The 24947-nt window shown below is 72.0% G+C and carries 20 protein-coding genes; 11 read left to right on the forward strand and 9 right to left on the reverse strand.

What is annotated here, in order from left to right:
• The 5 genes from ACZ56L_RS06230 (at position 1) to ACZ56L_RS06250 (ending at position 6140) form a co-directional block, all read left to right on the forward strand.
• A complete protein-coding gene (locus ACZ56L_RS06230; RefSeq protein WP_471062125.1) occupies positions 1-1434 on the forward strand; it encodes a dihydrolipoamide acetyltransferase family protein in 1434 nt (477 codons plus the stop codon).
• 68 nt (positions 1435-1502) lie between these two features.
• Positions 1503-2534: a DUF6457 domain-containing protein gene (locus ACZ56L_RS06235; RefSeq protein WP_471062128.1), complete on the forward strand. Its 1032-nt coding sequence runs from the start codon at positions 1503-1505 to the stop codon at positions 2532-2534.
• Complete coding sequence (locus tag ACZ56L_RS06240) at positions 2531-3907, forward strand: molybdopterin molybdotransferase MoeA (RefSeq protein ID WP_471062131.1); 1377 nt, start codon at positions 2531-2533, stop codon at positions 3905-3907. Before ACZ56L_RS06235 ends, ACZ56L_RS06240 begins: the two co-directional genes overlap by 4 nt.
• Before the next feature lie 37 nt (positions 3908-3944).
• Entirely contained in the window at positions 3945-5048 is a 1104-nt protein-coding gene (locus ACZ56L_RS06245) for a potassium channel family protein (RefSeq protein WP_345221024.1), read from the forward strand.
• 111 nt (positions 5049-5159) lie between these two features.
• The gene (locus tag ACZ56L_RS06250) at positions 5160-6140 is read left to right on the forward strand and encodes an NAD(P)H-quinone oxidoreductase (protein ID WP_471062135.1); all 981 of its coding nucleotides are present in this window, start codon (positions 5160-5162) and stop codon (positions 6138-6140) included.
• Positions 6141-6219: 79 nt separating this feature from the next.
• Here the strand turns inward: ACZ56L_RS06250 and ACZ56L_RS06255 are convergent, their stop codons facing one another.
• The 5 genes from ACZ56L_RS06255 to ACZ56L_RS06275 form a co-directional block, all read right to left on the reverse strand.
• Positions 6220-6762 (reverse strand): bacterial proteasome activator family protein, encoded by a 543-nt coding sequence (locus tag ACZ56L_RS06255; protein ID WP_345221028.1) that lies wholly within the window; start codon positions 6760-6762, stop codon positions 6220-6222.
• 98 nt (positions 6763-6860) lie between these two features.
• The gene (locus ACZ56L_RS06260; RefSeq protein ID WP_468688283.1) at positions 6861-9716 is read right to left on the reverse strand and encodes an FtsX-like permease family protein; all 2856 of its coding nucleotides are present in this window, start codon (positions 9714-9716) and stop codon (positions 6861-6863) included.
• Positions 9713-10468 carry an ABC transporter ATP-binding protein gene (locus tag ACZ56L_RS06265; protein WP_345221032.1) on the reverse strand — a complete coding sequence of 252 codons (756 nt, stop codon included), beginning with the start codon at positions 10466-10468 and terminating at the stop codon, positions 9713-9715. The genes ACZ56L_RS06260 and ACZ56L_RS06265 overlap by 4 nt, the downstream gene beginning before the upstream one ends.
• A gap of 132 nt (positions 10469-10600) precedes the next feature.
• On the reverse strand, positions 10601-11248 hold the full coding sequence (locus ACZ56L_RS06270) for a PadR family transcriptional regulator (RefSeq protein WP_345221034.1): 648 nt from the start codon (positions 11246-11248) through the stop codon (positions 10601-10603).
• A 766-nt stretch (positions 11249-12014) separates the two neighbouring features.
• Complete coding sequence (locus ACZ56L_RS06275) at positions 12015-13631, reverse strand: protein kinase domain-containing protein (RefSeq protein WP_471062142.1); 1617 nt, start codon at positions 13629-13631, stop codon at positions 12015-12017.
• A 394-nt stretch (positions 13632-14025) separates the two neighbouring features.
• On the opposite strand from ACZ56L_RS06275, the gene ACZ56L_RS06280 reads away from it, so the two are divergent.
• Positions 14026-15750: a protein kinase domain-containing protein gene (locus ACZ56L_RS06280; protein ID WP_471062145.1), complete on the forward strand. Its 1725-nt coding sequence runs from the start codon at positions 14026-14028 to the stop codon at positions 15748-15750.
• A gap of 12 nt (positions 15751-15762) precedes the next feature.
• On the opposite strand, the gene ACZ56L_RS06285 is transcribed toward ACZ56L_RS06280, so the two are convergent.
• The 3 genes from ACZ56L_RS06285 to ACZ56L_RS06295 all read right to left on the reverse strand — a co-directional run bounded on the left by ACZ56L_RS06285 (position 15763) and on the right by ACZ56L_RS06295 (position 18066).
• Positions 15763-16842 (reverse strand): phosphotransferase, encoded by a 1080-nt coding sequence (locus tag ACZ56L_RS06285; protein WP_468688275.1) that lies wholly within the window; start codon positions 16840-16842, stop codon positions 15763-15765.
• Between the two features lie 35 nt (positions 16843-16877).
• Complete coding sequence (locus ACZ56L_RS06290) at positions 16878-17297, reverse strand: pyridoxamine 5'-phosphate oxidase family protein (protein ID WP_468688273.1); 420 nt, start codon at positions 17295-17297, stop codon at positions 16878-16880.
• 106 nt (positions 17298-17403) lie between these two features.
• Positions 17404-18066 (reverse strand): response regulator transcription factor, encoded by a 663-nt coding sequence (locus tag ACZ56L_RS06295; protein WP_345221041.1) that lies wholly within the window; start codon positions 18064-18066, stop codon positions 17404-17406.
• A gap of 327 nt (positions 18067-18393) precedes the next feature.
• Here ACZ56L_RS06295 and pdhA point away from each other — a divergent pair, with 327 nt between their 5' ends.
• The 5 genes from pdhA to ACZ56L_RS06320 all read left to right on the forward strand — a co-directional run bounded on the left by pdhA (position 18394) and on the right by ACZ56L_RS06320 (position 24018).
• Positions 18394-19563, forward strand: coding sequence for a pyruvate dehydrogenase (acetyl-transferring) E1 component subunit alpha (gene pdhA / locus ACZ56L_RS06300; RefSeq protein ID WP_345221043.1), 1170 nt, complete (start codon positions 18394-18396; stop codon positions 19561-19563).
• A gap of 3 nt (positions 19564-19566) precedes the next feature.
• On the forward strand, positions 19567-20547 hold the full coding sequence (locus ACZ56L_RS06305; protein ID WP_345221045.1) for an alpha-ketoacid dehydrogenase subunit beta: 981 nt from the start codon (positions 19567-19569) through the stop codon (positions 20545-20547).
• Positions 20548-20561: 14 nt separating this feature from the next.
• Entirely contained in the window at positions 20562-22001 is a 1440-nt protein-coding gene (locus ACZ56L_RS06310) for a dihydrolipoamide acetyltransferase family protein (protein ID WP_345221047.1), read from the forward strand.
• Between the two features lie 77 nt (positions 22002-22078).
• Positions 22079-22720 (forward strand): GntR family transcriptional regulator, encoded by a 642-nt coding sequence (locus ACZ56L_RS06315; RefSeq protein ID WP_471062152.1) that lies wholly within the window; start codon positions 22079-22081, stop codon positions 22718-22720.
• A complete protein-coding gene (locus ACZ56L_RS06320; protein WP_471062155.1) occupies positions 22717-24018 on the forward strand; it encodes an MFS transporter in 1302 nt (433 codons plus the stop codon). Before ACZ56L_RS06315 ends, ACZ56L_RS06320 begins: the two co-directional genes overlap by 4 nt.
• A gap of 79 nt (positions 24019-24097) precedes the next feature.
• Here ACZ56L_RS06320 and ACZ56L_RS06325 read toward each other — a convergent pair whose 3' ends face one another.
• Complete coding sequence (locus ACZ56L_RS06325; RefSeq protein WP_401755041.1) at positions 24098-24928, reverse strand: maleylpyruvate isomerase family mycothiol-dependent enzyme; 831 nt, start codon at positions 24926-24928, stop codon at positions 24098-24100.
• Positions 24929-24947 lie beyond the last annotated feature (19 nt).

A 24947-nucleotide genomic window follows, 5' to 3' on the forward strand; every position in this document is an offset into this window, starting at 1 on the left:
ATGGCACAGGCTTCTGGAATGGCGAGTCTGGAGTTCAGGCTGCCGGACCTCGGCGAGGGACTGACCGAGGCGGAGATCGTGCGCTGGCTGGTGCGGGTCGGCGACGTCGTCGCCGTCGACCAGCCGGTGGTCGAGGTCGAGACGGCCAAGGCGATGGTCGAGGTGCCGTGCCCGTACGGGGGCGTGGTCACCGCGCGCTTCGGCGAGGAGGGGACGGAACTGCCCGTCGGCTCGCCGCTGCTGACCGTGGCGGTGGGCGCGGACGCCTCGGACGGTGCCCCTGCCGCGAACGGCTCGGACGCTGCCTCCGGGTCGGGGAACGTGCTGGTGGGGTACGGCACGACGGCCCCTGCGGCGCGCCGGCGCCGGGTGCGGGCCGGGGCGCGGGGGGCGGGTGAGGCGCAGCCCGTGGCTCCGCAGGCCCCGGCGGTCCCGGCTGCCGCCGCCCCTTCCGCTGTTCCGGTGGCTCCTGCCGGTGCGCCCGCTCCCACCGGCAGGGGCGGAGGTCCCGTGCCGGTGATCTCTCCTCTCGTACGTCGGCTGGCGCGCGAGAACGGACTCGATCTGCGGCAGTTGAGCGGCTCGGGACCCGACGGGCTCATCCTGCGCGGCGACGTGGAGCAGGCCCTCCGTGCGCCCGCCGCCGGTGGGTCGACCGCTGCCGTCCGCCCGGGTCCCGCCGCCCCCGTCACGGCTTCCGCCGCTGCGGCAGCCGCGCCCGCCCCGTCCCCGTCCGCCGCGTCCGCCGTCCGGGTCCCCCTCAAGGGGGTGCGCGGAGCCGTCGCCGGCAAGCTGTCCCGCAGCCGCCGCGAGATACCCGACGCCACCTGCTGGGTGGACGCCGACGCGACCGAGCTGATGGCCGCCCGCGCCGCGATGAACAGCGTCGGCAACGGGCCCAAGGTGTCCGTGCTGGCCCTCCTCGCCCGCGTCTGCACGGCCGCCCTGGCCCGCTTCCCCGAGCTGAACTCCACCGTGGACACCGAGGCCCGCGAGATCGTCCGGCTCTCCGAGGTGCACCTGGGCTTCGCCGCCCAAACCGAGCGCGGACTCGTCGTCCCGGTCGTCCGCGACGCGCACACCCGCAGCGTGGAGTCCCTGGGCGAGGAGCTCGTCCGTCTCACCGACGCGGCCCGGGAGGGCAGGCTCACCCCCGCCCAGCTCACCGGCGGCACCTTCACCCTCAACAACTACGGGGTGTTCGGCGTCGACGGCTCCACGCCGATCATCAACCACCCCGAGGCGGCCATGCTCGGCGTCGGCCGCATCGTGCCCAAGCCATGGGTGCACGAAGGCCAGTTGGCGGTGCGCCAGGTCGTCCAGCTCTCGCTGACCTTCGACCACCGGGTCTGCGACGGCGGCACCGCGGGCGGCTTCCTGCGGTATGTCGCCGACTGCGTCGAGCACCCGGCACTGCTGCTGCGCACTCTCTGACACGCCATCGGCCCCGGGCCGGGCCCCCTCGCCGACGACGGCCGCGGGGCCCGGCCATACTTCGGGGCATGAGTGCCCACGCGTATGACGCCGTCGTGCTGTCCGGGGGCGCCGGGCGGCGGCTCGGCGGTGTCGACAAGGCCGCGGTGCGGATCGGCGGACGGACCCTGCTCGCCCGGGTCCTGACGGCCTGTGAAGGGGCCGGGGCCACGGTGGTCGTCGGCGGCCGGCACGCCACCGCGCGCCCGGTGGCCTGGGCCCGCGAGGACCCGCCCGGCGGCGGTCCGCTCGCCGCGCTGGCCGCCGGGGTCCGCGGGACCCGGGCGCCGCTGGTCCTCGTGCTCTCCGTGGACCTGCCGTTCGTGGACCGGGCCACGGCCGACACGCTCGTACGGTCCGTGGCGGACGACCCGCGCACCGACGGGGCGCTCCTCGTCGACGGCACCGGCCGCGACCAGCCCCTGGTCGCCGTGTACCGGACCGAACCGCTGCACCGCCGGCTCGCCCTGCTGACCGCCGAGCACGGCTCCCTCTCCGGCCTCCCGCTGCGGCGGCTCACCGCCGAGCTCGCCCTCACGCGTGTCACCGCCGCCGATCCCTTCGCCTCCTTCGACTGCGACACCTGGGAAAACATCGCAGCGGCCCGTGCCCGCATCAGGGAGCATGGGCACGTGCTGGATGAATGGATCACCGCAGTCAAGGACGAACTCGGTCTCGACCTCACCGTCGACACCCCCCTCCTCCTCGACCTCGCGCGCGACGCCGCGCACGGCGTCGCCCGACCCGCCGCTCCCCTGACGACGTTCCTGGTCGGTTACGCCGCGGGCCGCGCCGGGGCCGCAGGGCCCGAAGCCGTCGCCGCGGCCGCCGCCAAGGCGACCGCGCTCGCGGCCCGTTGGGCCGCCGAGACCGAAACCGCCCCGGACTCCGGCGGGCCCGGTTCCGGCGCGGCGGGCTCGGGGCAGACGGGTTCGGGGCAGGCGAGCCCCGGACAGGCGGGTTCCGGCGAGCCCGGTTCCGGTCCGGCGGGCTCGGGGCAGGCGGGTTCCGGACCGGCTGGCTCCGGCGGGCCCCGTTCCGGACAGGCGGGCCCCGCGTGAGCGACACCGACCACGAGATCGACGGCATCGAACAGGCCCTCGCGCTCGTCAGCCGCACACCGCCCGCCGTGCCCGCCCCCGCCGCCGATCCCCCCGGCGCGCCGCCCCCCGACACGGCCCCGGAGGCATCCACGGACCAGGCGCCCGCGCCCGCCGCTGAGGCTCATCCCGCCACCACCTGGCCCGAGGCCCGCGCCGCCGCCGCGCTCGCCGGGCGCACCGCACCGGCCCGCCCCCGCCGCGTGCCCCTGGAGCAGGCGCTCGGGCAGATCCTTGCCGAACCCCTCGACGCCCTCACCGACCTGCCGTCCTTCGACACCTCCGCCATGGACGGCTGGGCCGTGGCCGGCCCCGGGCCCTGGTCCTTCCGCGAAGGCCCCGGCATCCTCGCCGGACGCGACGCCCCCGATCCGCTGGGCGACGGCGAGTCCGTACGGATCGCCACCGGGGCCCGCATCCCCGTCGAGGCCACCGCGGTCGTCCGCCGCGAGCACGCCCACGCCGACGCGGCCAAGCAACGCCTGCACGCGCAGCGCGAGGTGATTCCCGGTCAGGACATCCGCCCGCGCGGCCAGGAGTGCCGCACCGGCGACCGCCTGCTGCCCGCGGGCTCCGTGGTGACCCCGGCGGTCCTCGGCCTGGCGGCCGCCGCCGGATACGACACCCTGCTGACCGTGCCCCGGCCCACCGTCGAAGTGCTCGTCCTCGGCGACGAGTTGCTGACCTCCGGGCTGCCCCGCGACGGCATGGTCCGCGACGCGCTCGGCCCGATGCTCGCCCCCTGGCTGCGTGCCCTCGGAGCGGACGTGCTCGACACCCGCTGCCTGGGCGACGACCCCGCGGCGCTGCGCAAGGCGGTCCTCGGCTCCGAAGCGGATGTCGTCGTCACCACCGGGGGCACCGCCGCCGGGCCCCTCGACCACGTGCACCCGTTCCTCGCCTCCGTCGACGCCGAACTCCTCGTCGACGGCGTCGACGTGCGCCCCGGCCACCCCATGCTGCTGGCCCGGCTCGCCCCCGACACCCACCTGGTGGGGCTTCCCGGCAACCCGCTCGCCGCCGTGTCCGGACTGCTGACGCTGGCCGAGCCGCTGCTGCGGGCGCTCGCCCACCGGCCCGCCCCCGAGCCGTACCGTGCTCCGGTGCGCGACGACGTGCCCGGCCACCCGGCCTCCACCCGGCTGGTGCCCGTCACCCACCGCACGGACGCATCCGGCGCGGACCATGCCGTACCCCTGCACTACAACGGACCGGCGATGCTGCGGGGGGTCGCGGCGGCCGACGGGCTGGCAGTGATTCCGCCCGGCGGCGCATGCGCCGGCGACGAACTGGAAATCCTCGACCTGCCGTGGGCCGAGGGGTGTTTCACGTGAAACATCCGGGCGCACCCCAGCCAGGCCGACCGGAAGGATGTTTCACGTGAAACTGCCAGGCCATGACGCGATGGCGCGCGATGCCGACGAGCATCTGACGACCGCCCCGGTCAAGCTGCCCAGGCGCATCGTCGAGCGCCCGTTGCGGCAGGTCGCCAAGCGGCTGCTGATGGCGCTGATGGTGCTCGCCGTGACGGTCTTCATCGTGTGGATCGACCGCAAGGGCTACCACGACAACTCCGACGGCGGCGTGGACCTCCTCGACGCCGTCTACTACTCGACCGTCACCCTCTCCACCACGGGGTACGGCGACATCGTTCCGTACAGCGACGGCGCGCGGCTCACCAATGTGCTGCTCGTGACGCCGCTGCGGGTTCTGTTCCTGATCATCCTGGTCGGTACCACTCTCGAAGTCCTCACCGAGCGGACGCGGGAGGAGTTCCGGCTGAATCGCTGGAGGTCCCAGTTGCGAGACCACACTGTCGTCATCGGGTACGGGACGAAGGGCCGGTCCGCGATGCAGACCCTCATCGCCACGGGCCTGAAGAAGGACCAGATCGTCGTCGTCGACCCGAGCGCCAAGGTCATCGAGACCTGCAACGCGGAAGGGCTGACGGGAGTCGTCGGCGACGCGACCCGCAGCGACGTGCTGCTGCGGGCGGAGCTCCAGCGGGCCCGGCAGATCATCATCGCCACCCAGCGCGACGACACGGCGGTGCTGGTCACCCTCACTGCCCGTCAGCTGAACCGGGGCGCGAAGATCGTCGCCGCGGTCCGCGAGGAGGAGAACGCGCCGCTGCTGCGGCAGTCCGGCGCGGACGCGGTCATCACCAGCGCGAGCGCGGCGGGCCGCCTGCTGGGCCTGTCGGTGCTCAGCCCGAGCGCCGGCACGGTGATGGAGGACCTGATCCAGCAGGGCTCGGGCCTGGACCTGATCGAACGGCCGGTCATAAAGAGCGAGGTCGGCAAGAACGTCCGGGAGACCGAGGACCTCGTGGTGAGCGTCCTGCGCGGACACCGGCTGCTCGGCTACGACGACCCGAAGGCCAGTCCGCTCCAGCTCACCGACCGCGTCATCACGATCGTGCGCGCGGTGCCGGGCTCGGAGGGCGCGGACATGCGGTTCAACGCGGCGGACTGAGCCCCGGCTGCCGGCGGGAGAAGGCCCCACAGGGTACGGACCCGCCGCGGCCCGGGGGTCCACTCGGGGCTCTTCGGACTGATCACAGGCACCGGGGGTAGTTTCGAGGCCATGCATGCGATCACGATCCCTGAACCCGGTGGCCCCGACGCGCTCGTCTGGGCGGAGGTCCCCGATCCCGTCCCGAACGAGGGCGAGGTCCTCGTCGAGGTCGCCGCGAGCGCCGTGAACCGGGCCGACCTGCTCCAGCGGCAGGGCTTCTACGACCCGCCGCCCGGCGCCTCCCGCTACCCCGGTCTGGAGTGCTCCGGCCGCATCATCGCCCTCGGCGCGGGCGTGCACGGCTGGGCGGTCGGCGACGAGGTGTGCGCGCTGCTCTCCGGCGGCGGCTATGCGCAGAAGGTCGCCGTCCCGGCGGGGCAACTGCTGCCCGTGCCCGACGGCGTGGACCTGGTGACGGCCGCCGCGCTGCCCGAGGTTGCCGCGACGGTCTGGTCGAACGTCTTCATGATCGCCCACCTGCGTCCCGGCGAGACGCTCCTCGTGCACGGCGGTGCCAGCGGCATCGGCACCATGGCGATCCAGCTCGCCAAGGCGATCGGCGCGCAGGTCGCCGTCACGGCGGGCGGCCCGGAGAAGCTGGCGCGGTGCGCGGAGCTGGGCGCGGACGTCCTGATCGACTACCGCGAGCAGGACTTCGTGCAGGAACTGCGCAAGGCCACCGACGGCAAGGGCGCGGACGTCGTCCTCGACATCATCGGCGCCAAGTACCTGGACCAGAACGTGAAGGCGCTCGCCACCAACGGACGCCTCGCGATCATCGGCCTCCAGGGCGGGGTGAAGGGCGAGATCAACCTCAACGCCCTGCTGCGCAAGCGGGCCGCGATCACCGCGACCTCGTTGCGCGCGCGTCCGCTGGGCGAGAAGGCGGCGATCGTGGCGGCGGTGCGCGAGCACGTGTGGCCGCTGATCGCGGCGGGCCGGGTGCGGCCGGTGGTCGACCGGACCTTCTCGATGGACCGGGCCCCCGAGGCGCACACGGCACTCGACGAGGGCAGCCATATCGGCAAGATCCTGCTCACCGTGAACTGAACGCGGCCTCAGAGCGGGCACCGGCACGACGAAGGGGCCGTGTTTCACGTGAAACACGGCCCCTTTTTCCGATGGTGTCCTAGAGGTACGGGCCGCCCGTGCGGGCCCCGGGGCCGTGGCCGCCCTCGTCGTCGTCCTCGTGCGAGGCACCGGGCGGGAGCGCCCGGCGCATCTGCTCCAGCTGGGCACGCGCCGCCATCTGCTGGGCGAACAGCGCGGTCTGGATGCCGTGGAAGAGCCCTTCGAGCCAGCCCACCAACTGGGCCTGCGCGATGCGCAGTTCCGCCTCGGAGGGAATGGCTTCCTCGGTGAACGGCAGCGAGAGCCGCTCCAGCTCCTCGACCAGCTCGGGGGCGAGCCCGTCCTCCAGCTCCTTCACGGAGCTGGCGTGAATGTCCTTGAGCCGTACCCGGCTCGCCTCGTCCAGAGGAGCCGCACGGACTTCCTCCAAGAGCTGCTTGATCATGCTGCCGATCCGCATGACCTTCGCGGGCTGTTCGACCATGTCCGTCACAGGCACCTCGCGCGACTCGTCGTCACCGCCGCCGAGCGCCATCCCGTCCTGCCCGACGACCAGGACCTGAGGGCTCTCCTGCGACCGTTCACTCCTCGGCATCTCCATGCCGTCATTCTCTCGTACACGTGCGTCAAGAGTGGTTGTGCCCCCGCACAAAGGTGATCCACCTTCGTACGGGGGCACAGCTTGGAGCGGATTCCCGGTCAGCCCGCCTCGCGTCGGGCGAGCGCACCCCGGGAGCGGGTGACCAGCGCGGCGAGCAGGGCCGCGCCGATCGGGACCACGACGATGAGCCCGCCGAGGGTCTCCCACGGGATGACGATCGGCATGTCCACCCGCGCCATGCCGCTGCCCCAGCCCATGTTCAGGCTCTCCTGGGCCAGGGACGCGTCCTTGCGGCGGTCGGAGAGCACCAGCGCGATGGCGGGCAGCAGGCCTGCGGCCGATCCCAGGACCACCCCCATGAAGGAGACCGTCCCGCACTGGAAGCCGCTGAGCGCGCGCCGCACGCGGGGCGGTGCGCCGACCGCGGCGAGGGTCTTCAGGTCGGCCTCGGCGTCGGCCTGCGCGAGCCCGGTGGCGATGCCGGCCGCGCCGATGGTGATCAGACCGGCGAACACCGTCAGGGCCAGCAGCACGATGCCGTTCTCGCTGACGTAACCGGCCTCGATGGTCACGCCCTCGTCCAGACCGATCTTGTCGATCGCCCCGTTCAGGGCCTGCGTCTGCTCGGAGCTGGGCAGCGCGGACGTCGAGAAGAGCACGCCGTAGGGGACGGTGGTGAACCCCGCGGACTTCGCGAGCGAGGGCGGGACCAGGAGCTGGAGCCCGTAGCCGTTCACGGACTTCGGCGCCAGGACCGAGGGGAGCTGGCGGACCTCGCCCGGGGGCTCCTTCTGCGCGGCCATCGCCTCGTCGGCCTTCTTGCGGTCGGTGACCAGCTTGATGCCGGTCTTGCCGTCCACGAAGGTCGTCGGGGCGAAGGAGACGGCCTTGCCCTGCCGGAGGGCGTTCACGAGGGCAGGGTCGGTGACGGCGAGCGCGGTGAGCACCTTCTCGTCACCGACGAGGACGCCGCCCTGCTGGGGTGCGCCGCCGCCCTCGGTGACCCGGCAGCGCTCGTCCTTGGAGAACGCGCGCCGCTCGGCGATGCTGAAGTCGTCGATGTTCTTGGCGGGGTCGTGCAGCGGGCAGCGGTTGGCCTTCGGGATGAAGACGTCGTAGTTGCCGCACTTCGCGTCGTCGCTGTACGCGGTGCAGTTCTTGCTGCCGACCACGATGCGCTGGACGTCCGCGAGGGCGTCGAGCGGGATGTTGGCCTGGACCGCCTGGCGGACGGCGGGCACGTCGCGCCCGCCCGCCTCGTCGGTGACCGCCATGCCGCTGCCGTACGGGAGCATCGCCCGGTACTCCGCGCGCTGCTTGGCATCGTGGCTCTCGGCGTACGTGGCCACGGCGACCGAGCCCGCGACCGCCGCCAGCACCGCCGCGACGGCGGGAGCCGTACGGCCCCGGTTGCGGATCGCGTCGCGCAGGGCGAGCCGGGGCGACAGCGGCAGCCAGCGGCCGAGCCGTCCGAAGAGGCCGACCAGCACCGGCGTGAGGGCGACGACGCCCAGCTCGGCGATGCCGCTGCCGCCCGCGACCAGGAGAACGTTGTCGCTGCTGGTCGCCCCGTACAGAGCGACCGCGACACCGGCGGCGACGGCGGCCAGCCCCAGCATCGGCAGCACCCGGTTGGCGCGGCGCACGCCGCGCCGCCCGGTGAGCGAGGCCAGCGGCGTCTGCCGGGAGGCGTTGATCGCGGGAACGATCGCGGCCAGCAGGCCGGTGAGGACGGCGACGGCGGCGATCCCCAGCAGTTCCAGGGGGCGCACGGTGAACGCGCCGAACCGCTGGCCCATGAGCCCTTCGAGGACCGGTCGCAGGGCGAGCGTGAGCAGCAGGCCCAGGACCGTGCCGACGACGGCTGCCACGAGGCCGATCACGAGGCCGCCGGACAGGACGATGGCCCGGATGTGGCGGCGGTCGCCGCCGTTGGCCCCGACCAGACCGAGCTGGCGGCGCGAGCGCCGGGCGCCGACCGCGAACGCGGGGCCGGCCAGCAGGCAGACCTCCAGCAGGGCCATGCCCACGATCGTCGCGGCGATGGTCAGCAGCTCACGGTTGCTGCCGTACTCCCGGGCCTCGCTGCTGTGGTTCTTGAAGTAGGGGACGTCGGAGACCGGCGGCGGGGAGAGGATGACCGCCCGCGATTCCACCTGGACGCCCTTGGCGTTGGCCTCCTTGACCATGTTCCACGTGAAACCTTCGCCGCCGACGGAGACGCGGTAGGCCGTGCTGCCTCCGGCGTCCGGCAGGCCCTGCGCCTTCAGCGCCTCGTTGAGCGGGGCGATGAGGGTGCCCGGCGGGGCGATGACCTGGGTGAGGTTCAGGGACTCGGGCAGCTCGTAGGAGCCGACGACGGTGAACTTCGTGTCGAGCGAGCGGGCGGTCAGTGTGGAGCCCACGGACAGGCCGCTGTCCTTGAGGAAGGCGTCGGTGGCGATCACCTCGCCCGCCTTCTCGGGGTGGCGTCCGCCGGTCAGCGTGAGGGAACCGGCGGCCATCGGGTCCGCGGCCTTGATCTCGCGGACCTCGGTGGAGAGCAGGCCGTGCGTGGTGCGCAGCCGGGCGACCGCCCGGGTGTCGACGAGCACCTTCGCGCCCGCAGGGATCGCCTTGGTGACGTCCGCCTTGCCCTCGGGCATCGGCTTGTTCTCGTATTGCTTGAAGCCGCCGACCGGCTCGGTGCCCGTGAAGCGGGGGTCCGGCGGCTGGTGGATCGGCAGGCCGCCCCAGCCCGCGTCGGTCAGGAGGGCGTCGGCCGCACCCATCTCACGGGTCAGCTTCTGGTCGGGGGTCAGTTCGGCACTGCGCAGCGTCACGTCGATGGCGCTGACGCCGAGGATCGGTACGGCGATCATCGCGAGGACGAGGATGCTGCGGCCCTTGGAGCGCCAGGCGTCACGGCGGGCGATGCGGATCGCCGCGAGCCAGGAGTGGTACCAGCCCTTCACTTGGTGCCCGCCTGACCGCCCGTGGTGGTGGCGGCGAGGAGGGAATCGGCGTCCGTCCGTACCGTCTCGTCGACGACCGAGCCGTCGCGCAGGAAGACCACCCGGTCCGCCCAGGCGGCGAACCGCGGCTCATGGGTGACCAGGACGCCGGCGGCGCCCGCGTCGCAGCGGGTGCGCAGCAGGGCGAGGACGGACTCACCGGTCTCGGAGTCGAGGGCGCCGGTCGGCTCGTCGGCGAGGACCAGGCGGCGGTCGCCGACGAGGGCGCGGGCGATGGCCACGCGCTGCTGCTGGCCGCCGGACATCTCGTCCGGGAAGCGGTCGGCGAGGTGCGACAGGCCCATCTCCTCCAGCGCGGCGAGCGCGGAGACGCGGGCCTTGCGGGCGGATATGCCGTCGAGCTCGCGGGGCAGCGAGACGTTCTCGGCGGCGGTCAGGGCCGGGATGAGGTTGTAGTCCTGGAAGACGTAACCGATGCTGCGCCGGCGCAGCGCGGCCAGCTCCTTGCGGCTGACCTGCGTGATGTCGGTGCCTTCGACGACGACCTTGCCCGAGCTGGGGGTGTCGAGGCCGCCCGCGATGGTGAGCAGGGTGGACTTGCCGGACCCGGAGGGGCCCATCACGGCGACGAGTTCGCCGGGGAAGACGGAGAGGTTGACGCCGCGCAGGGCGTGCACCTCGGTGGCGCCGCTGCCGTGTACACGGGTCAGCTGCTCCAGTTGCAGCACGGGCTGCTGGGACTGGTCGGGCATGAGTGAGGGGTCCCCCCTGGCAGGGCCGCGCGGCACGGGGCGCCGTTCGGCGGTCGTACGGAAGTGATGGTCGCGGGCGCTCGTACGCGAGCAGCGGTGGTCCGGCGCGGTGATGTCCGGCGCGGTGGTGGATCAGCGCCGGGACGCGCGGGCGGCCCCGCTCCTGGCCGGGCGCGGTGCGGGTTCGGCCGGTGGCGGGGTGGCTCCCCGCTTGGCCGTGGCGGAGAGCCGGACGAGCCGGGACTCGGAGTGGTCGAGCCAGCGGGCCTCGGCCTCGGTCTGGAAGATCAGCTGCTCCAGTACGAGCAGCCAGGCCACGTCGTCGCGGCCCCCGGGGTCGTCCTGGAGGTCCCCGCTGCCGGACTCGACGGCGACCAGGGCCTGCGCCTTGAGCCGGGTGTAGTCCTGCATCGCCTTCAGGGTGGCGTGCCGCTGCGCCTGGATGACGGCCTGGATGTCGACACCGGGTGTGCCGACGGCCATCGCCAGCTTGATGGCCAGTTCGTCGCGGGGCGGGCTGGTGCGGTCGACGGGGCGCTCGAACCACTGGCGCAGTTCCTCGCGTCCGGCGTCGGTGATCGCGTACAGCGGGTGTCCCGCGTCGTCGTCGCCGTCGGGCGCGACCATGCCGTCGCGCTCCAGGCGGCTGAGCGTCGTGTAGACCTGTCCGACGTTCAGGGGCCAGGTGGCGCCGGTGCGGGACTCGAATTCGGTGCGTAGCTGGGAGCCGTAGCGGGGGCCCTGTTCGAGGAGGGCGAGGAGCCCGTGGCGGATGGACATACTGAGTATGTATACCGAGTATGCCCGCCGTGGCAAGCGGCCTCCGTCGGGGGTGCGCTCCGAATGGCCCGCTCCGTGTGCCCGTTTGATTGCGTTGTGTGACGCTGGGTCGGACGGTTCGGCGGTACCGGACGGGAGGCGGTCACCCGATGGCTCCAGGGGTCCGTGGGCAGGTCGTGGCGTGGGTGGCGGCGGGATTGCTGCTGGGGGGCGCGGAGACGGGACGGGCGCAGGAGGCCCCGCCGTCCGCGTCCGCGTCTGCATCCGCGCCCGCGTCCTCGCGCGAGTCCGTCGCGCCCGCACCCGTGTCCTCGGCGTCTGCCTCTGCGCCTGCGGAGCCGGCCGTCGTCTCGGCATCCGCGTTCGCGGAGCCGTCCGTGTCCGCGGAGCCGTCCGGGTCCCCCTCGCCCCCGGCGTCGATGGCCGTGACGGCCCCTGAGGCGCGGCTCGCCGGGAGGAAGGCTGCGGAGGGACGGGTCAGGCCCGGGCGCAGGGCGGAACCGGAGGTGGTGCGGCCGGTGGCGGTACGGGTGCCGGCCGGGGAGCGGGAGACGGCCCCGCGCAGGCCGTCAAGGCCACCGGGGACGCGGCCCCCGGCAGCGGAGTCACAGGCGTATGCACAGGCCAGGGCCGGAGCGACGGAGCGGTACCGGGCGGTGCCCCTGGGGGTGGGGATCGTGCTGGTGGGCCTGGGGCTGGGGTTCCTGGGGGTGCGTCTGCGGCGGCAGTGAGGAGGCGCGGACCGTCGCCCGCCAGGCCGCGGCCGCTACTGGGCGGGGTTGCCGGTGGAGACGGTGAGCTCGATGTTGGTGGCCTTGGGGTCGATCGCGGAGCCCGCGAGCGGGAACTGGTCGATGACCGTCTCCTCGCCCCACTGGTTCTCGTCGATCGGCTTCTCCCGGATCGTCCAGCCCGCGGCTTGCGCGCACTCCTTGGCCGAGCGGACGTTCTTGTAGACGAAGTTGGGCATGACGACCTTGGCGGGGTCGAGGTTGTCCTCCTTCGCCTCGCTGCACTCGGTGACCTTGATCGTCTTCGATCGGTCCGGTCCCTTGAAGCCCGCCTGTGACGTCTTCTCGGTCGGCTTGTCCTCGGGGTCGTCCTTCGGCAGCAGCGCGAAGACCACGCCGCCGATCACGGCCAGTACGACCACCACTGCGCCGATCGTCATCGGGATGTTCTTCTTCTTGCCCGGCGCGCTCCCCGGCGCTCCCCCCGGCATCGAGGGCGACGTCGGGTTCTGCGTGTACGGCGCGGGCGTCGCGTACCCGCCGGGCTGCTGCGGATATCCGTACCCGGCCTGCGGAGCCGGGGTCTGCACCGGCACCGGCGTCGCGGGACCGTAGGGGCCCGGCGTCGGCGGCTGGTACGGCGTCTGCACCCCGCTCTGCGGAGCCGCCTGCCCCGTCTGCCCGACCGGCGGGAACACCGCGGAGCCGACGCCCGAGCCCGCGCCCTGCGCGGGACCGCTGCCCGGGACGATCGAGGGAGCCGCGCCCGGCTGCAGGGACGCGAGCACGCGGTGGCACTCGTCGGCCATGGCGGCGGCGCTCGGGAAGCGCTCGTTCGGGTTCTTCCTCAGGGCCCGGGCGACGAGCGCGTCGACGGCCGGCGGCAGCGTCCGGTTGATGGCGGACGGGGCGCCCGGCTCCTCCTGGACGTGCGCGTAGGCGATCGCCAGCGCCGAGTCGGCGTCGAACGGGATCCGGCCGGTGAGCAGCTGGAACAGCATGATGCCGACCGAGTACAGGTCGGAGCGGGCGTCCACGCCGCGTCCCAGCGCCTGCTCGGGCGAGAGGTACTGCGGGGTGCCGACGACCATTCCGGTCTGGGTCATGGACGTGACGCCGGACTGCATGGCGCGGGCGATGCCGAAGTCCATCACCTTCACGACGCCACGCTTGGTGATCATGACGTTGCCGGGCTTGATGTCGCGGTGGACCAGACCCATCTCGTGGCTGGTCTCCAGCGCCGCGAGGACGTCGGCCGTGATCTTCAGGGCCTTGTCGGCGGGCATCGCGCCGTACTGCTGGATGTCGCGGTCGAGGGCCGAGCCGAGCGGCTGTCCCTCGACGTACTCCATGACGATGTACGGCATCCTGGAGCCGCCCAGCTCGTCCTCGCCGGTGTCGAAGACCGAGACGATGTTGGTGTGCGAGAGCTTGGCCACAGCCTGGGCCTCGCGCCGGAACCGCTCGCGGAAGGCGGCTTCGCGGCCCAGTTCCGTATGCAATGTCTTGATCGCCACCTGGCGGTCCAGGGCGGCGTCGTAAGCCAGGTAGACGGAGGCCATGCCCCCCTCGCCGAGCAGGTCCCGAAGCTGGTACCGGCCACCTGCCACGGAGCCACCCGCGTACCGGCCCTGCGTGCCGTCCTGGCTCATGACTGTGCTTCCCCCTCGGCCGCGGTGGACCCGCGTCGGACCGGCGCTCGCTGGTGCGGAGACAATGCGGAGAGAATCCGCGATCATCCCTCATTACGGGCCAAGTCTGCCCGAGGGCACTGACACGTCAAGCGAGGTGCCCGTTCCGTGACCGTACGGGAGAAGAAGAGTCTCGGAAGCGTTATCCGCGCGACCCCGAAGGGTGGGTAATTTGCACGGGTACAGGCGCAACGGTTTTGATGGCAGGTCCATCTGATAGCAGAGGGGCCACGCATGAGGCTGTAGCGTGACGTGGCGGAGAACCCTGTGAACCACCGCGACGCGGGCTTACGAACCGTCGGTTTTCGGACCGTACGGCCCCGCGGGCGCGGACAGATGATGACGGCGAGGACTGATGGCACCCGAACCCGAGGACACCGGCGGTGGAGTGTCTGACCTGCCGGAATCGTTCGGTATGGGCGGACTTGTCGGCGATGGTCGCTACCGGCTGACCCATCGTCTCGGCCGCGGCGGCATGGCCGAGGTCTTCGCCGCGGAGGACGTACGGCTGGGCCGCACGGTCGCGGTGAAGCTGCTGCGCTCCGACCTGGCGGAGGACCCCGTCGCCAAGGCGCGCTTCACGCGTGAGGCGCAGTCGGTCGCCGGCCTCAACCACCACGCCGTGGTGGCCGTGTACGACTCCGGCGAGGACCGCATCAACGGCAACCTCGTCCCGTACATCGTGATGGAGCTCGTCGAGGGCAACACCATCCGCGACCTGCTGCTCAACGCCGAGGCCCCGGGCCCCGAGCAGGCGCTGATCATCGTCTCCGGCGTGCTGGAGGCCCTCGCGTACAGCCACCAGCACGGCATCGTGCACCGCGACATCAAGCCCGCGAACGTGATCATCACGCACGGCGGCGCGGTCAAGGTGATGGACTTCGGCATCGCGCGCGCCCTGCACGGGGTGCAGTCGACGATGACGCAGACCGGCATGGTCATGGGCACCCCGCAGTACCTCTCCCCGGAGCAGGCGCTCGGCAAGGCCGTCGACCACCGCAGCGACCTGTACGCCACCGGCTGCCTGCTGTACGAGCTCCTCGCCCTGCGGCCCCCCTTCATGGGCGAGACGCCGCTGTCGGTGGTCTACCAGCACGTCCAGGACCTGCCGGTGCCGCCGTCCGAGATGTCGGACGTGGCGCCGCCGGAACTCGACGGCCTGGCCATGCGCGCCCTCGCGAAGGACCCGGACGACCGGTTCCAGAGCGCCGAGGAGATGCGCGGTCTCGTCCAGTACGGCCTCCAGATGCTCCAGCAGCAGGGCAGCCACACGGGCACCTGGAACACCGGCCCCGTCGAGATGCACGAGTCGGGCTACACCCCGGCGCACGGCGTCGCGGCGACGGCCGCCATGGGACACCCGGCGCACGGAGACACCTCGCAGTTCCGGCCGGGCGGCGCGATGCTGCCGCCGCAGAACCCGCACGACGGGGCGTACGACGCCGACTACGACGACCGTCCCAGCCGCGCCAAGATCTGGATCATCGCGGTGATCGCGCTCCTGGCGATCGCGGGCGGTGTGGCGGCCGCGAACGGCGTGTTCACAAACGATGACCCCAGTGGGAAGCCGACCCACACCCCGACCGTCAAGAGCACCCCCGGACAGACCCCGTCCGACGACGAGTCGCCCACGGATGAGGACTCCTCCGGCGGCAACAGCCAGAGCAACAGCTCCTCGACCTCGACCACCGGGGGCAACCCGCCGCCGCCGGTCAACAAGCCCTCCAAGACGAAGACCAAGGATCCGACGAAGGAGCCGACGAAGGACCCGACGAAGCCCCCGGCCGGCAACGGGGGCAATGACGCGGGCGGCACCCCCGGCGGCACTCCGGGCGGTGACGACGGCGGCACCCCCAACGGCGGCACTCCCAACGGCGGTACGCCGGGCGGCGGTACGCCGGGCGGTGACGACGGCGGCACTCCCAACGGCGGCACTCCCAACGGCGGTACGCCGGGCGGAGACGACAACGGCACCCCCGGCGGCACTCCCGGCGGCGGTACGCCGGGCGGCACCCCCGGCGGCGCACCGGGCGGCGCGGGCGCGGTCCAGGGCACGGACCCGGCCGGCAAGACCACGTAACCGGACCCGCTCTCACCCCGCGAAGGCGTCCAGCACGGCTTCGTACTCCTCGGTCCACCAGACCGCCAGGGCCGACGCCGCAGGAAACTGCGGGTCGGCCCTTCGGTCGTGCAACTGGTAGCGCCAGCGCAGTATCCAGAAGTCGTTCAGCCGCTCCCACCACACCCGGTGCACGGCCGCCGCCAGCTCCGCCTCCCCGGCCCCCGTGGTGCGCCGGTAGGCCCGTGCGTACGCGCGGGCCTTCGTCAGCTCCAGCTCCCCGTCGGGCCGTACGAAGAAGATGGCGGCCGCACGGACCGCCTCCTCGGCGCGGGGCTGCACCGCGAGCCGGTCCCAGTCGACGATGGCCGCGGGCTCCGCGCCCCGGTAGAGCAGGTTCAGCGGGTGGAAGTCGCCGTGCACCCAGCCGGCGGTGGGCTCGGCACCGGCGGGCGGGCGGCGGTGGGCGTGCCGCTCCAGGAGCGTGCGGCGCTCCAGGAGGCGGTGTTCGGCCAGACCGTCGAAGGCGTCCCGGGGGCGACTCGTGCGGGCCAGCAGGAGCAGTTCCTCGATGGTCTCGAAGCTGTCGCGGGGGTCGGCGCTCAGTTCCTCGCCGTCCCGGCCCGCCGCGGACTCCATGACCTGGGCCAGGCAGGTGTGCACGACGCCCAGGAGGGCGCCCAGGCGCAGCGACTCGGCCTCGGTGAGCTGGGCGCCGTCGCGGTGGCTGCCGTCGACCCAGGGGTGCAGGGCGTAGCAGCGCCCCTCGACCACCGCGACGGTGTCGCCTTCGGTGGTCGGGAGGGGCGGAGCGACGGGGACGCCGAGGGCGGCCAGGCGCTGGGTGGCACCGTGCTGGCGGGCGATGGCGGCGCGGTCGCCGTCCAGGTGGTGCTTGAGGAAGTAGACGCCGCGGGTGGTGGTCAGCCGGAAACCGTGGTTCAGCAGACCTTGGGCGACGGGCTCGCAGGACACCGGCTCGCCCAGGAACGCGTACCGGCGCAGCAGGCCGCCGAGGGGCGGAACGGGCGCCGATGTTTCACGTGAAACGGCGACCGGTCCGGCGATGTCGGCAGACTCGGCAGGTTCTGCGGATACAGATGAGCGCGGCACCCGGCAGATGGTAGATCACGGGCGGTCAGGTGGTCTCACCCTGTGTGCTGGAGGCTTCGCTCGCGGACGTCGCGCAGGGTGTGGACCAGGAAGAACTGCGGGTCGATCCGCATGTGGACGGGGTCGAAGGGCTCGCCCTCGACCTCCTGCGGCCCGGGTCCGAACAGCTCCCGCTCGGCCTCGGTCGGCTCGATCACACGGGCCTCGCCGGTGGTCTGCACGGACCACAGCGATTGCTCGCCGGAGTTGAAGTTGTCGGTCTCGTACGCCACGACGCTGCCGTTGCACGCCTGGTGGTAGCCGTAACCGGCGTGCATCCGCAGCAGGACCGCGCCGTCGGTCACCACATGCCGGGCGACGGCGAGGAACGGCAGCGCACGCATGCTGGTGGCGACCCGGCCGTACGGAACGGAGGTCAGCAGCTGCATCGCGCGGAAGCGCTCGGAAGTGGGCATGGCTTCACTGTGCGCGATGCAGCAGGCCGGCCAAAAGAGACCTAGGTCCCGAGAAAAGTCACAAAGCGCCTGATCAGCGGGGTCTCCGGTGGTGCTTTCCGCCAGGTCAGCGGCGCTCTTCGGCCTGCATGCGGGCGACATAGGCGGCGGCCTGCGAACGGCGCTCCATGCCCAGCTTGGAGAGCAGACTGGAGACGTAGTTCTTGATCGTCTTCTCGGCGAGGTGGAGGCGCTCGCCGATCACGCGGTTGGTGAGGCCCTCGCCGATCAGGTCGAGGATCTTGCGCTCCTGCTCGGTGAGGTTGGCCAGGCGCTGGTCGCCCTTGGCGTTGTTGCCGGCCCGCAGCCGCTCCAGGACGCGGGCGGTCGCCACCGGGTCGAGGAGGGACTTTCCGGCGGCCACGTCCCGAACGGCCGACAGGAGTTCACTGCCGCGGATGGCCTTGAGGACATAGCCGGACGCACCGGCCATGATCGCGTCGAAAAGGGCCTCGTCGTCGGCGAACGAGGTGAGCATCAGACATTTGATGTCCTCGTTCTGCGAACGAACTTCGCGGCAGACCTCCACTCCGCTCCCGTCCGGCAGCCGGACGTCCAGCACGGCGACATCGGGACGGGTCGCAGGGATCCTGACCAGGGCGTCTGCCGCTGTGCCCGCTTCGCCGACGACCTCGATGTCGTCCTCGACGGAGAGCAATTCATGGACGCCCCGCCTGACGACTTCGTGGTCATCAAGAAGGAAAACAGTAATTTTGCCTGATTCGCGCACGCCGCCATCCTCACATACGAAGTCTTCCCGTGCCCGAGGTGACCGGGATAACGTTCCCCTGTTCCGGCGGCCCGCAAGGCTCTGACCAGTGATTGTTCCCGCATTCCTCGATTTACTTGGAAATCCAAGCAAAATCGCAGGTCAAATGGGGTTTCGCAGTTATGCGAAGCACTGGGTAACGTTCTTTTGACAGGGCGCTCGCCGGGGCACCTGTCACGCCCTGTCCCGGCCGAGCCGCACCCACCCCGTGCGCGGGTACGGATTCAGGGCGAGCCGCACTGGTTTCCCGGCAGACCCCGGGGGCCGGACCGACGGAGGAGCACGCACGTGACCGTGGAGAGCACTGCCGCGCGTAAACCGCGACGCAGCAGCGGAGCAGGCACCAAGCGCGCCAGCGCCAAGAAGACGACCCCCGCACCGGCCGCCGGCGAGCCGCAGCTCGTCCAGCTGCTGACGCCCGAGGGCGAGCGGGTCACGCACCCGGACTACGAGATCGACCTGTCGGCCGACGAGCTGCGCGGGCTGTACCGGGACATGGTCCTCACCCGCCGCTTCGACGCCGAGGCGACTTCGCTCCAGCGCCAAGGCGAGCTGGGCCTGTGGGCCTCGCTGCTCGGCCAGGAGGCCGCGCAGATCGGCTCGGGCCGCGCGCTGCGGGACGACGACTACGTCTTCCCGACCTACCGCGAGCACGGTGTCGCCTGGTGCCGAGGGGTGGACCCGACGAACCTGCTGGGCATGTTCCGCGGCGTGAACCACGGCGGCTGGGACCCCAACAGCAACAACTTCCACCTGTACACGATCGTCATCGGCTCGCAGACCCTGCACGCCACCGGCTACGCCATGGGCGTGGCCAAGGACGGCGCGGACTCCGCCGTGATCGCGTACTTCGGCGACGGCGCGTCCTCGCAGGGCGACGTGGCCGAGTCGTTCACCTTCTCCGCGGTCTACAACGCCCCGGTGGTCTTCTTCTGCCAGAACAACCAGTGGGCGATCTCCGAGCCCACCGAGAAGCAGATGCGGGTGCCGCTCTACCAGCGTGCCCAGGGCTTCGGCTTCCCCGGCGTCCGCGTCGACGGCAACGACGTCCTGGCCTGTCTCGCCGTCACGAAGTCCGCCCTGGAGCGGGCCCGCCGCGGCGAAGGACCCACGCTGGTCGAGGCGTTCACCTACCGCATGGGCGCGCACACCACCTCCGACGACCCGACGAAGTACCGGGCCGACGAGGAGCGCGAGGCATGGGAGGCGAAGGACCCGATCCTGCGCGTGCGCACGTACCTGGAGAAGGAGGGCCTCGCCGACGCCGCCTTCTTCGAGGAGCTGGAGGCCGAGAGCGAGACCCTCGGCAAGCGGGTCCGCGAGGCCGTGCGCGCCATGCCCGACCCCGACACCATGGCGATCTTCGAGAACGTCTACGCGGACGGGCACGCGCTCGTCGACGAGGAGCGCGCCCAGTTCGCCGCCTACCAGGCGTCGTTCGCCGAGGAGGGCAAGTAAGCCATGGCAGTCAAGAAGCTTCCGATCGCCAAGGCGATCAACGAGTCGCTCCGCACCGCGCTGGAGAACGACCCCAAGGTCCTCGTCATGGGCGAGGACGTCGGCAAGCTCGGCGGCGTCTTCCGGGTCACCGACGGTCTGTTCAAGGACTTCGGCGAGGGCCGGATCATCGACACCCCGCTCGCCGAGTCGGGCATCGTCGGCACCGCGATCGGCCTCGCCCTGCGCGGCTACCGGCCCGTCGTGGAGATCCAGTTCGACGGTTTCGTCTTCCCGGCGTACGACCAGATCGTCACGCAGCTCGCGAAGATGCACGCCCGCTCGCTCGGCAAGATCAAGCTGCCGGTCGTCGTGCGCATCCCCTACGGCGGCGGCATCGGCGCGGTCGAGCACCACAGCGAGTCGCCCGAGGCCCTGTTCGCGCACGTCGCGGGCCTGAAGGTGGTCTCCCCCTCCAACGCGTCCGACGCGTACTGGATGATGCAGCAGGCCGTCCAGGGCGACGACCCGGTGATCTTCTTCGAGCCGAAGCGCCGTTACTGGGACAAGGGCGAGGTCGACACGGAGGCCGTCCCCGCGCCACTGCACCGGGCCGAGGTCGCCCGCGAGGGCACGGACCTCACGCTGGTCGCGTACGGGCCGATGGTGAAGGTCTGCGTCGAGGCGGCGGCCGCCGCCGCCGAGGAGGGCAAGTCGGTGGAGGTCGTGGACCTGCGCTCGATGTCCCCGATCGACTTCGACGCCATCCAGGCCTCGGTCGAGAAGACCCGCCGCCTGGTCGTCGTGCACGAGGCACCGGTGTTCTACGGCGCGGGCGCGGAGATCGCCGCCCGCATCACCGAGCGCTGCTTCTACCACCTGGAGGCACCGGTGCTGAGGGTCGGCGGATACCACGCCCCGTATCCGCCGGCGCGCCTGGAGGAGGAGTACCTGCCGGGTCTGGACCGGGTGCTCGACGCCGTCGACCGCTCGCTCGCGTACTGAAGGGGCCGACTGACATGACACAGACGCAGAACGCTGCCCGCTACCGCGAGTTCAAGCTGCCCGATGTGGGCGAGGGCCTCACGGAGGCCGAGATCCTCAAGTGGTACGTCCAGCCCGGTGACACCGTCACCGACGGGCAGGTCGTGTGCGAGGTCGAGACGGCGAAGGCGGCCGTCGAGCTGCCCATCCCGTACGACGGCGTGGTGCACGAGCTCCGCTTCGAGGAGGGCGTGACGGTCGACGTCGGCACGTCGATCATCGTGGTCGACGTGGCGCCGGGCACTGCCGCTCCGGCGGAGCCGGTCGCCGCTCCCGCGCCCGTGGCGGAGCCGGCGGAGGACGAGGCGCCCAAGGGCCGTCAGCCGGTCCTGGTCGGGTACGGCGTCGCCGAGTCCTCGACCAAGCGCCGGGCCCGCAAGACGGACACGTCCGCGCCCGAGAAGGCGGCCTACTCGGCCTCCGTGCAGGCCGAGTTGAACGGCACCTCCACCTCGGTCCAGGCCGTCGAGGAGCGCACGCGCCCCCTCGCCAAGCCGCCGGTCCGCAAGCTGGCCAAGGACCTGGGCATCGACCTCGCGACGGTCACGCCGACCGGTGCGAACGGCGTCATCACGCGGGAGGACGTCCATGCGGCGGCCGCCCCGGCCGCCGCGCCGGATGTTTCACGTGAAACGGTCACCGAGGCACCGGCCGCCCCGGCCGCCCCGGTGGACCTCGCCGGAACCGGCGCGTCCGCGCCCGCCTCCCGCGAAACGGTCACCCCCATCAAGGGCGTCCGCAAGGCCACCGCGGCCGCCATGGTGAAGAGCGCCTTCACCGCACCGCACGTCACCGAGTTCATCACCCTCGACGTGACGCGCACGATGAAGCTGGTCGCGGAACTCAAGGCGGACCCCGACAAGTACGGCATGGCGGGGCTGCGGATCAACCCGCTCCTGCTCATCGCCAAGGCCCTCCTCGTCGCCATCAGGCGCAACCCGGAGGTCAACGCCACCTGGGACGAGGAGAACCAGGTGATCGTGCAGAAGGAGTACGTGAACCTGGGCATCGCCGCGGCCACCCCGCGCGGTCTGATCGTCCCGAACATCAAGGACGCCCAGGCCAAGACCCTGCCCGAACTGGCGTCCGCCCTGGCCGACCTGGTGTCGGTCGCCCGCGAGGGCAAGACCTCCCCGGCAGCCATGCAGGGCGGCACGGTGACCATCACCAACGTCGGCGTCTTCGGCGTCGACACCGGCACCCCGATCCTGAACCCGGGCGAGTCCGCGATCCTCGCGGTCGGCGCCATCAAGCTCCAGCCCTGGGTCCACAAGGGCAAGGTCAAGGCCCGCCAGGTCACCACGCTGGCCCTGTCCTTCGACCACCGGGTGGTCGACGGAGAGCTCGGGTCCAAGGTCCTGGCCGACACGGCGGCGGTCCTGGAGCACCCGAAGCGCCTGATCACCTGGGCGTAACCGCAGCTCGCAGAGGGGCCCGTCCGCATCGCGGACGGGCCTTTCTCTTGCACACCTGTTGTATCTAAGCTGTGCGCATGCCTGCCGCACCCCCCGCCGCCGAACGTGTCTACGATCACATCAAGAGGGGGGTGCTCGACCGCAGCTACGAAGGCGGGACGCTCCTCACCGAGGGCCATCTCGCCGAGGCCGTGGGCGTCTCCCGCACTCCGGTGCGCGAGGCGCTGCTGCGTCTTGAGGTCGAGGGGCTCATCAAGCTCTACCCGAAGAAGGGCGCCCTGGTCCTCGCGGTCTCCGCGCAGGAGATCGCGGACGTGGTGGAGACCCGGCTGCTGGTCGAGGAGTTCGCGGTGCGCAAGGCGATCCCCGCCCCGCCCCGGCTGATCACCCGCCTCGAAGAGCTGCTCGCCGAGCAGCAGCAGCGGGCGGTCGCGGGCGACCTGGCGGAGGTCGCCGTCACCGACCGCTGCTTCCACGCCGAGATCGTCCGCAACGCCGGGAACAAGATCCTCTCCCGCCTCTACGACCAGATGCGCGACCGGCAACTGCGGATGGGCGTCGCCGTGATGGAGGCCCACCCGGACCGCATCGCGCTCAACATCGCCGAGCACGCCGAGATGCTGGACGCCCTCCGGGCCGGCGACCCGGAAGCCGCGGCCGCCTGCGTACGCCGCCATGTCAGCCGGGTGAAGACCCTGGTCAGGGGGGACGACCGATGAAGCCCGCAGCCCGCGTCGTGCACGGCGACCCGCCCGGCGGCCGCAAGGCGATGGCCGTGTGGTCGATCGGCGTCGCCGTCTACTTCGTCGCCGTCATCTTCCGCACCAGCCTGGGCGTCGCCGGCCTGGACGCCGCCGACCGCTTCCAGGTCAACGCCTCCGCGCTGTCCACCTTCTCGATACTCCAACTGCTCGTGTACGCGGGTATGCAGATACCCGTCGGCCTCCTGGTCGACCGGCTCGGCACCAGGAAGGTGCTGCTCATCGGCGCGGCACTGTTCACGCTCGGCCAACTGGGCTTCGCGCTCTCGCCGACGTACGGCATGGCGCTGCTCTCCCGCGCGCTGCTCGGCTGCGGCGACGCGATGACCTTCATCAGCGTGCTGCGGCTGGGCACCCGCTGGTTCCCGGCCCGGCGCGGGCCGATGATCGCGCAGGTCGCCGCCCTGTTCGGGATGGCGGGCAACCTCGTCTCGACGCTGGTGATCGCGCGGTCCCTGCACGGGTACGGCTGGACGGCGACCTTCGTCGGCAGCGCGGCGGCCGGGGTGGCCGTCCTCGTGCTGACGCTGCTGTTCCTCAAGGACCACCCCGAGGGCCACGAGCCGCCGCGTCCCGCGAAGGCCGGACCCTCGTTCGTGCGTGAGCAGATCGCGGCCGCCTGGCGGGAGCCCGGCACCCGGCTCGGGATGTGGGTGCACTTCACCACCCAGTTCCCGGCGATGGTCTTCCTGCTGCTGTGGGGGATGCCGTTCCTGGTGGAGGCACAGGGCATGTCGCGGGCGGCGGCCGGAGAGCTGCTGACGCTGGTGGTCCTCTCCAACATGGCCATCGGGCTCGTGTACGGCCAGGTCATCGGCCGGCACCACGCGGCGCGGGTTCCGCTGGCGCTCGGCACGGTGGCGGCGACCGCCCTCCTGTGGGGCGCCACGATCGCCTATCCCGGGGAGCACGTGCCGGGGTGGCTGCTGGTGACCCTGTGCGTGGTGCTCGGGGCGTGCGGGCCCGCCTCGATGATCGGCTTCGACTTCGCGCGGCCCGCGAATCCGCCGGAGCGGCAGGGCACGGCCTCGGGCATCGTGAACATGGGCGGCTTCATCGCCTCCATGACCACCCTGTTCGCGGTGGGCGTGCTCCTGGACGCGACCGGCGACAACTACCGGATCGCGTTCGCCTCGGTGTTCGTGCTGGAGGCGGTGGGGCTGACCCAGATCCTGCGGCTGCGCACGCGGACCGCACGGCGGGAGCGGGAGCACCTGGTGGCGAGCAGGGTCGAAGCCGTGCACGTACCGGTGTGACGGCCCTGCTCCGGGCGGTGTTCCACGGGAAACGACCCGCATGTGACGCCGGACGGCCGGTGTTCCACGTGAAACACCGCTACGGGGTGACCGCGAAGTTCCGCAGGATCTCGTGGGCCAGGTCCTCGTCGCCCTCGATCTTCACGAGGTCGGCCACCGTCGCGTGCCGCACGCGACCGCAGGCCAGCCGGTAGTACGTCTCCCAGTCCAGGGCGATCGTCACGAGCGGGCCCAGCGAGGGGGTGCCGTCGATGGTGCCGAGGCCCTGGGCGTCGACGCGGACCGTGCGCAGGAACTCGACCGGTCCGTGCACGTCGAAGACGACCGCCGAGTTGGGCGGTGCGCCCGCGTCCTTGGCGACGACCTTGGGCAGGGCGTTCAGCAGGAAGTCCCGGGCGACGTAGGCGCCGGGGGAGTCCAGGTTGCCGGGCTGCCGGAAGGTGGTGCGCAGGTCCTGCTCGTGCACCCATACGTCGAACGCCCGCATGCGCAGCGCCGTTTCCAGGGGGATCTCGCGGCCGGAGAGCGGCGAGCGGACCAGGGTGTCGGGCGAGCGGGTCTCGTTCCGCAACTGCCGGTTGCGGCGGATGATCGTGTACTCCAGCTCCGAGGTCATCTCCGGCGCGGTGTGGTGGCGGCGGACGTCGACCTGCACCTCCAGATAGCGGGCGATGTCGGAGGTGATGTGGAAGAGGTCGCTGGGCAGCGAGTGGATCGGGCGGGGGTCGCCCAGCATCTCGCACTCCGCGCCGATGACGTGGGAGACGAGGTCGCGCACCGACCAGCCGGGGCAGGGCGTGCGGCGGTTCCACTCGCCCTCGACGAGCGGCTTCACCAGCTCGGATATCGCCTCTATGGAGTGCGTCCAGGCGTCGGCGTAGGTTTGCAGGGCGGGATGGTGGACGGTCACGGGACCCCTCGGGCGGTTC

It is taken from the genome of Streptomyces sp. NPDC039736 (genome assembly GCF_055596485.1).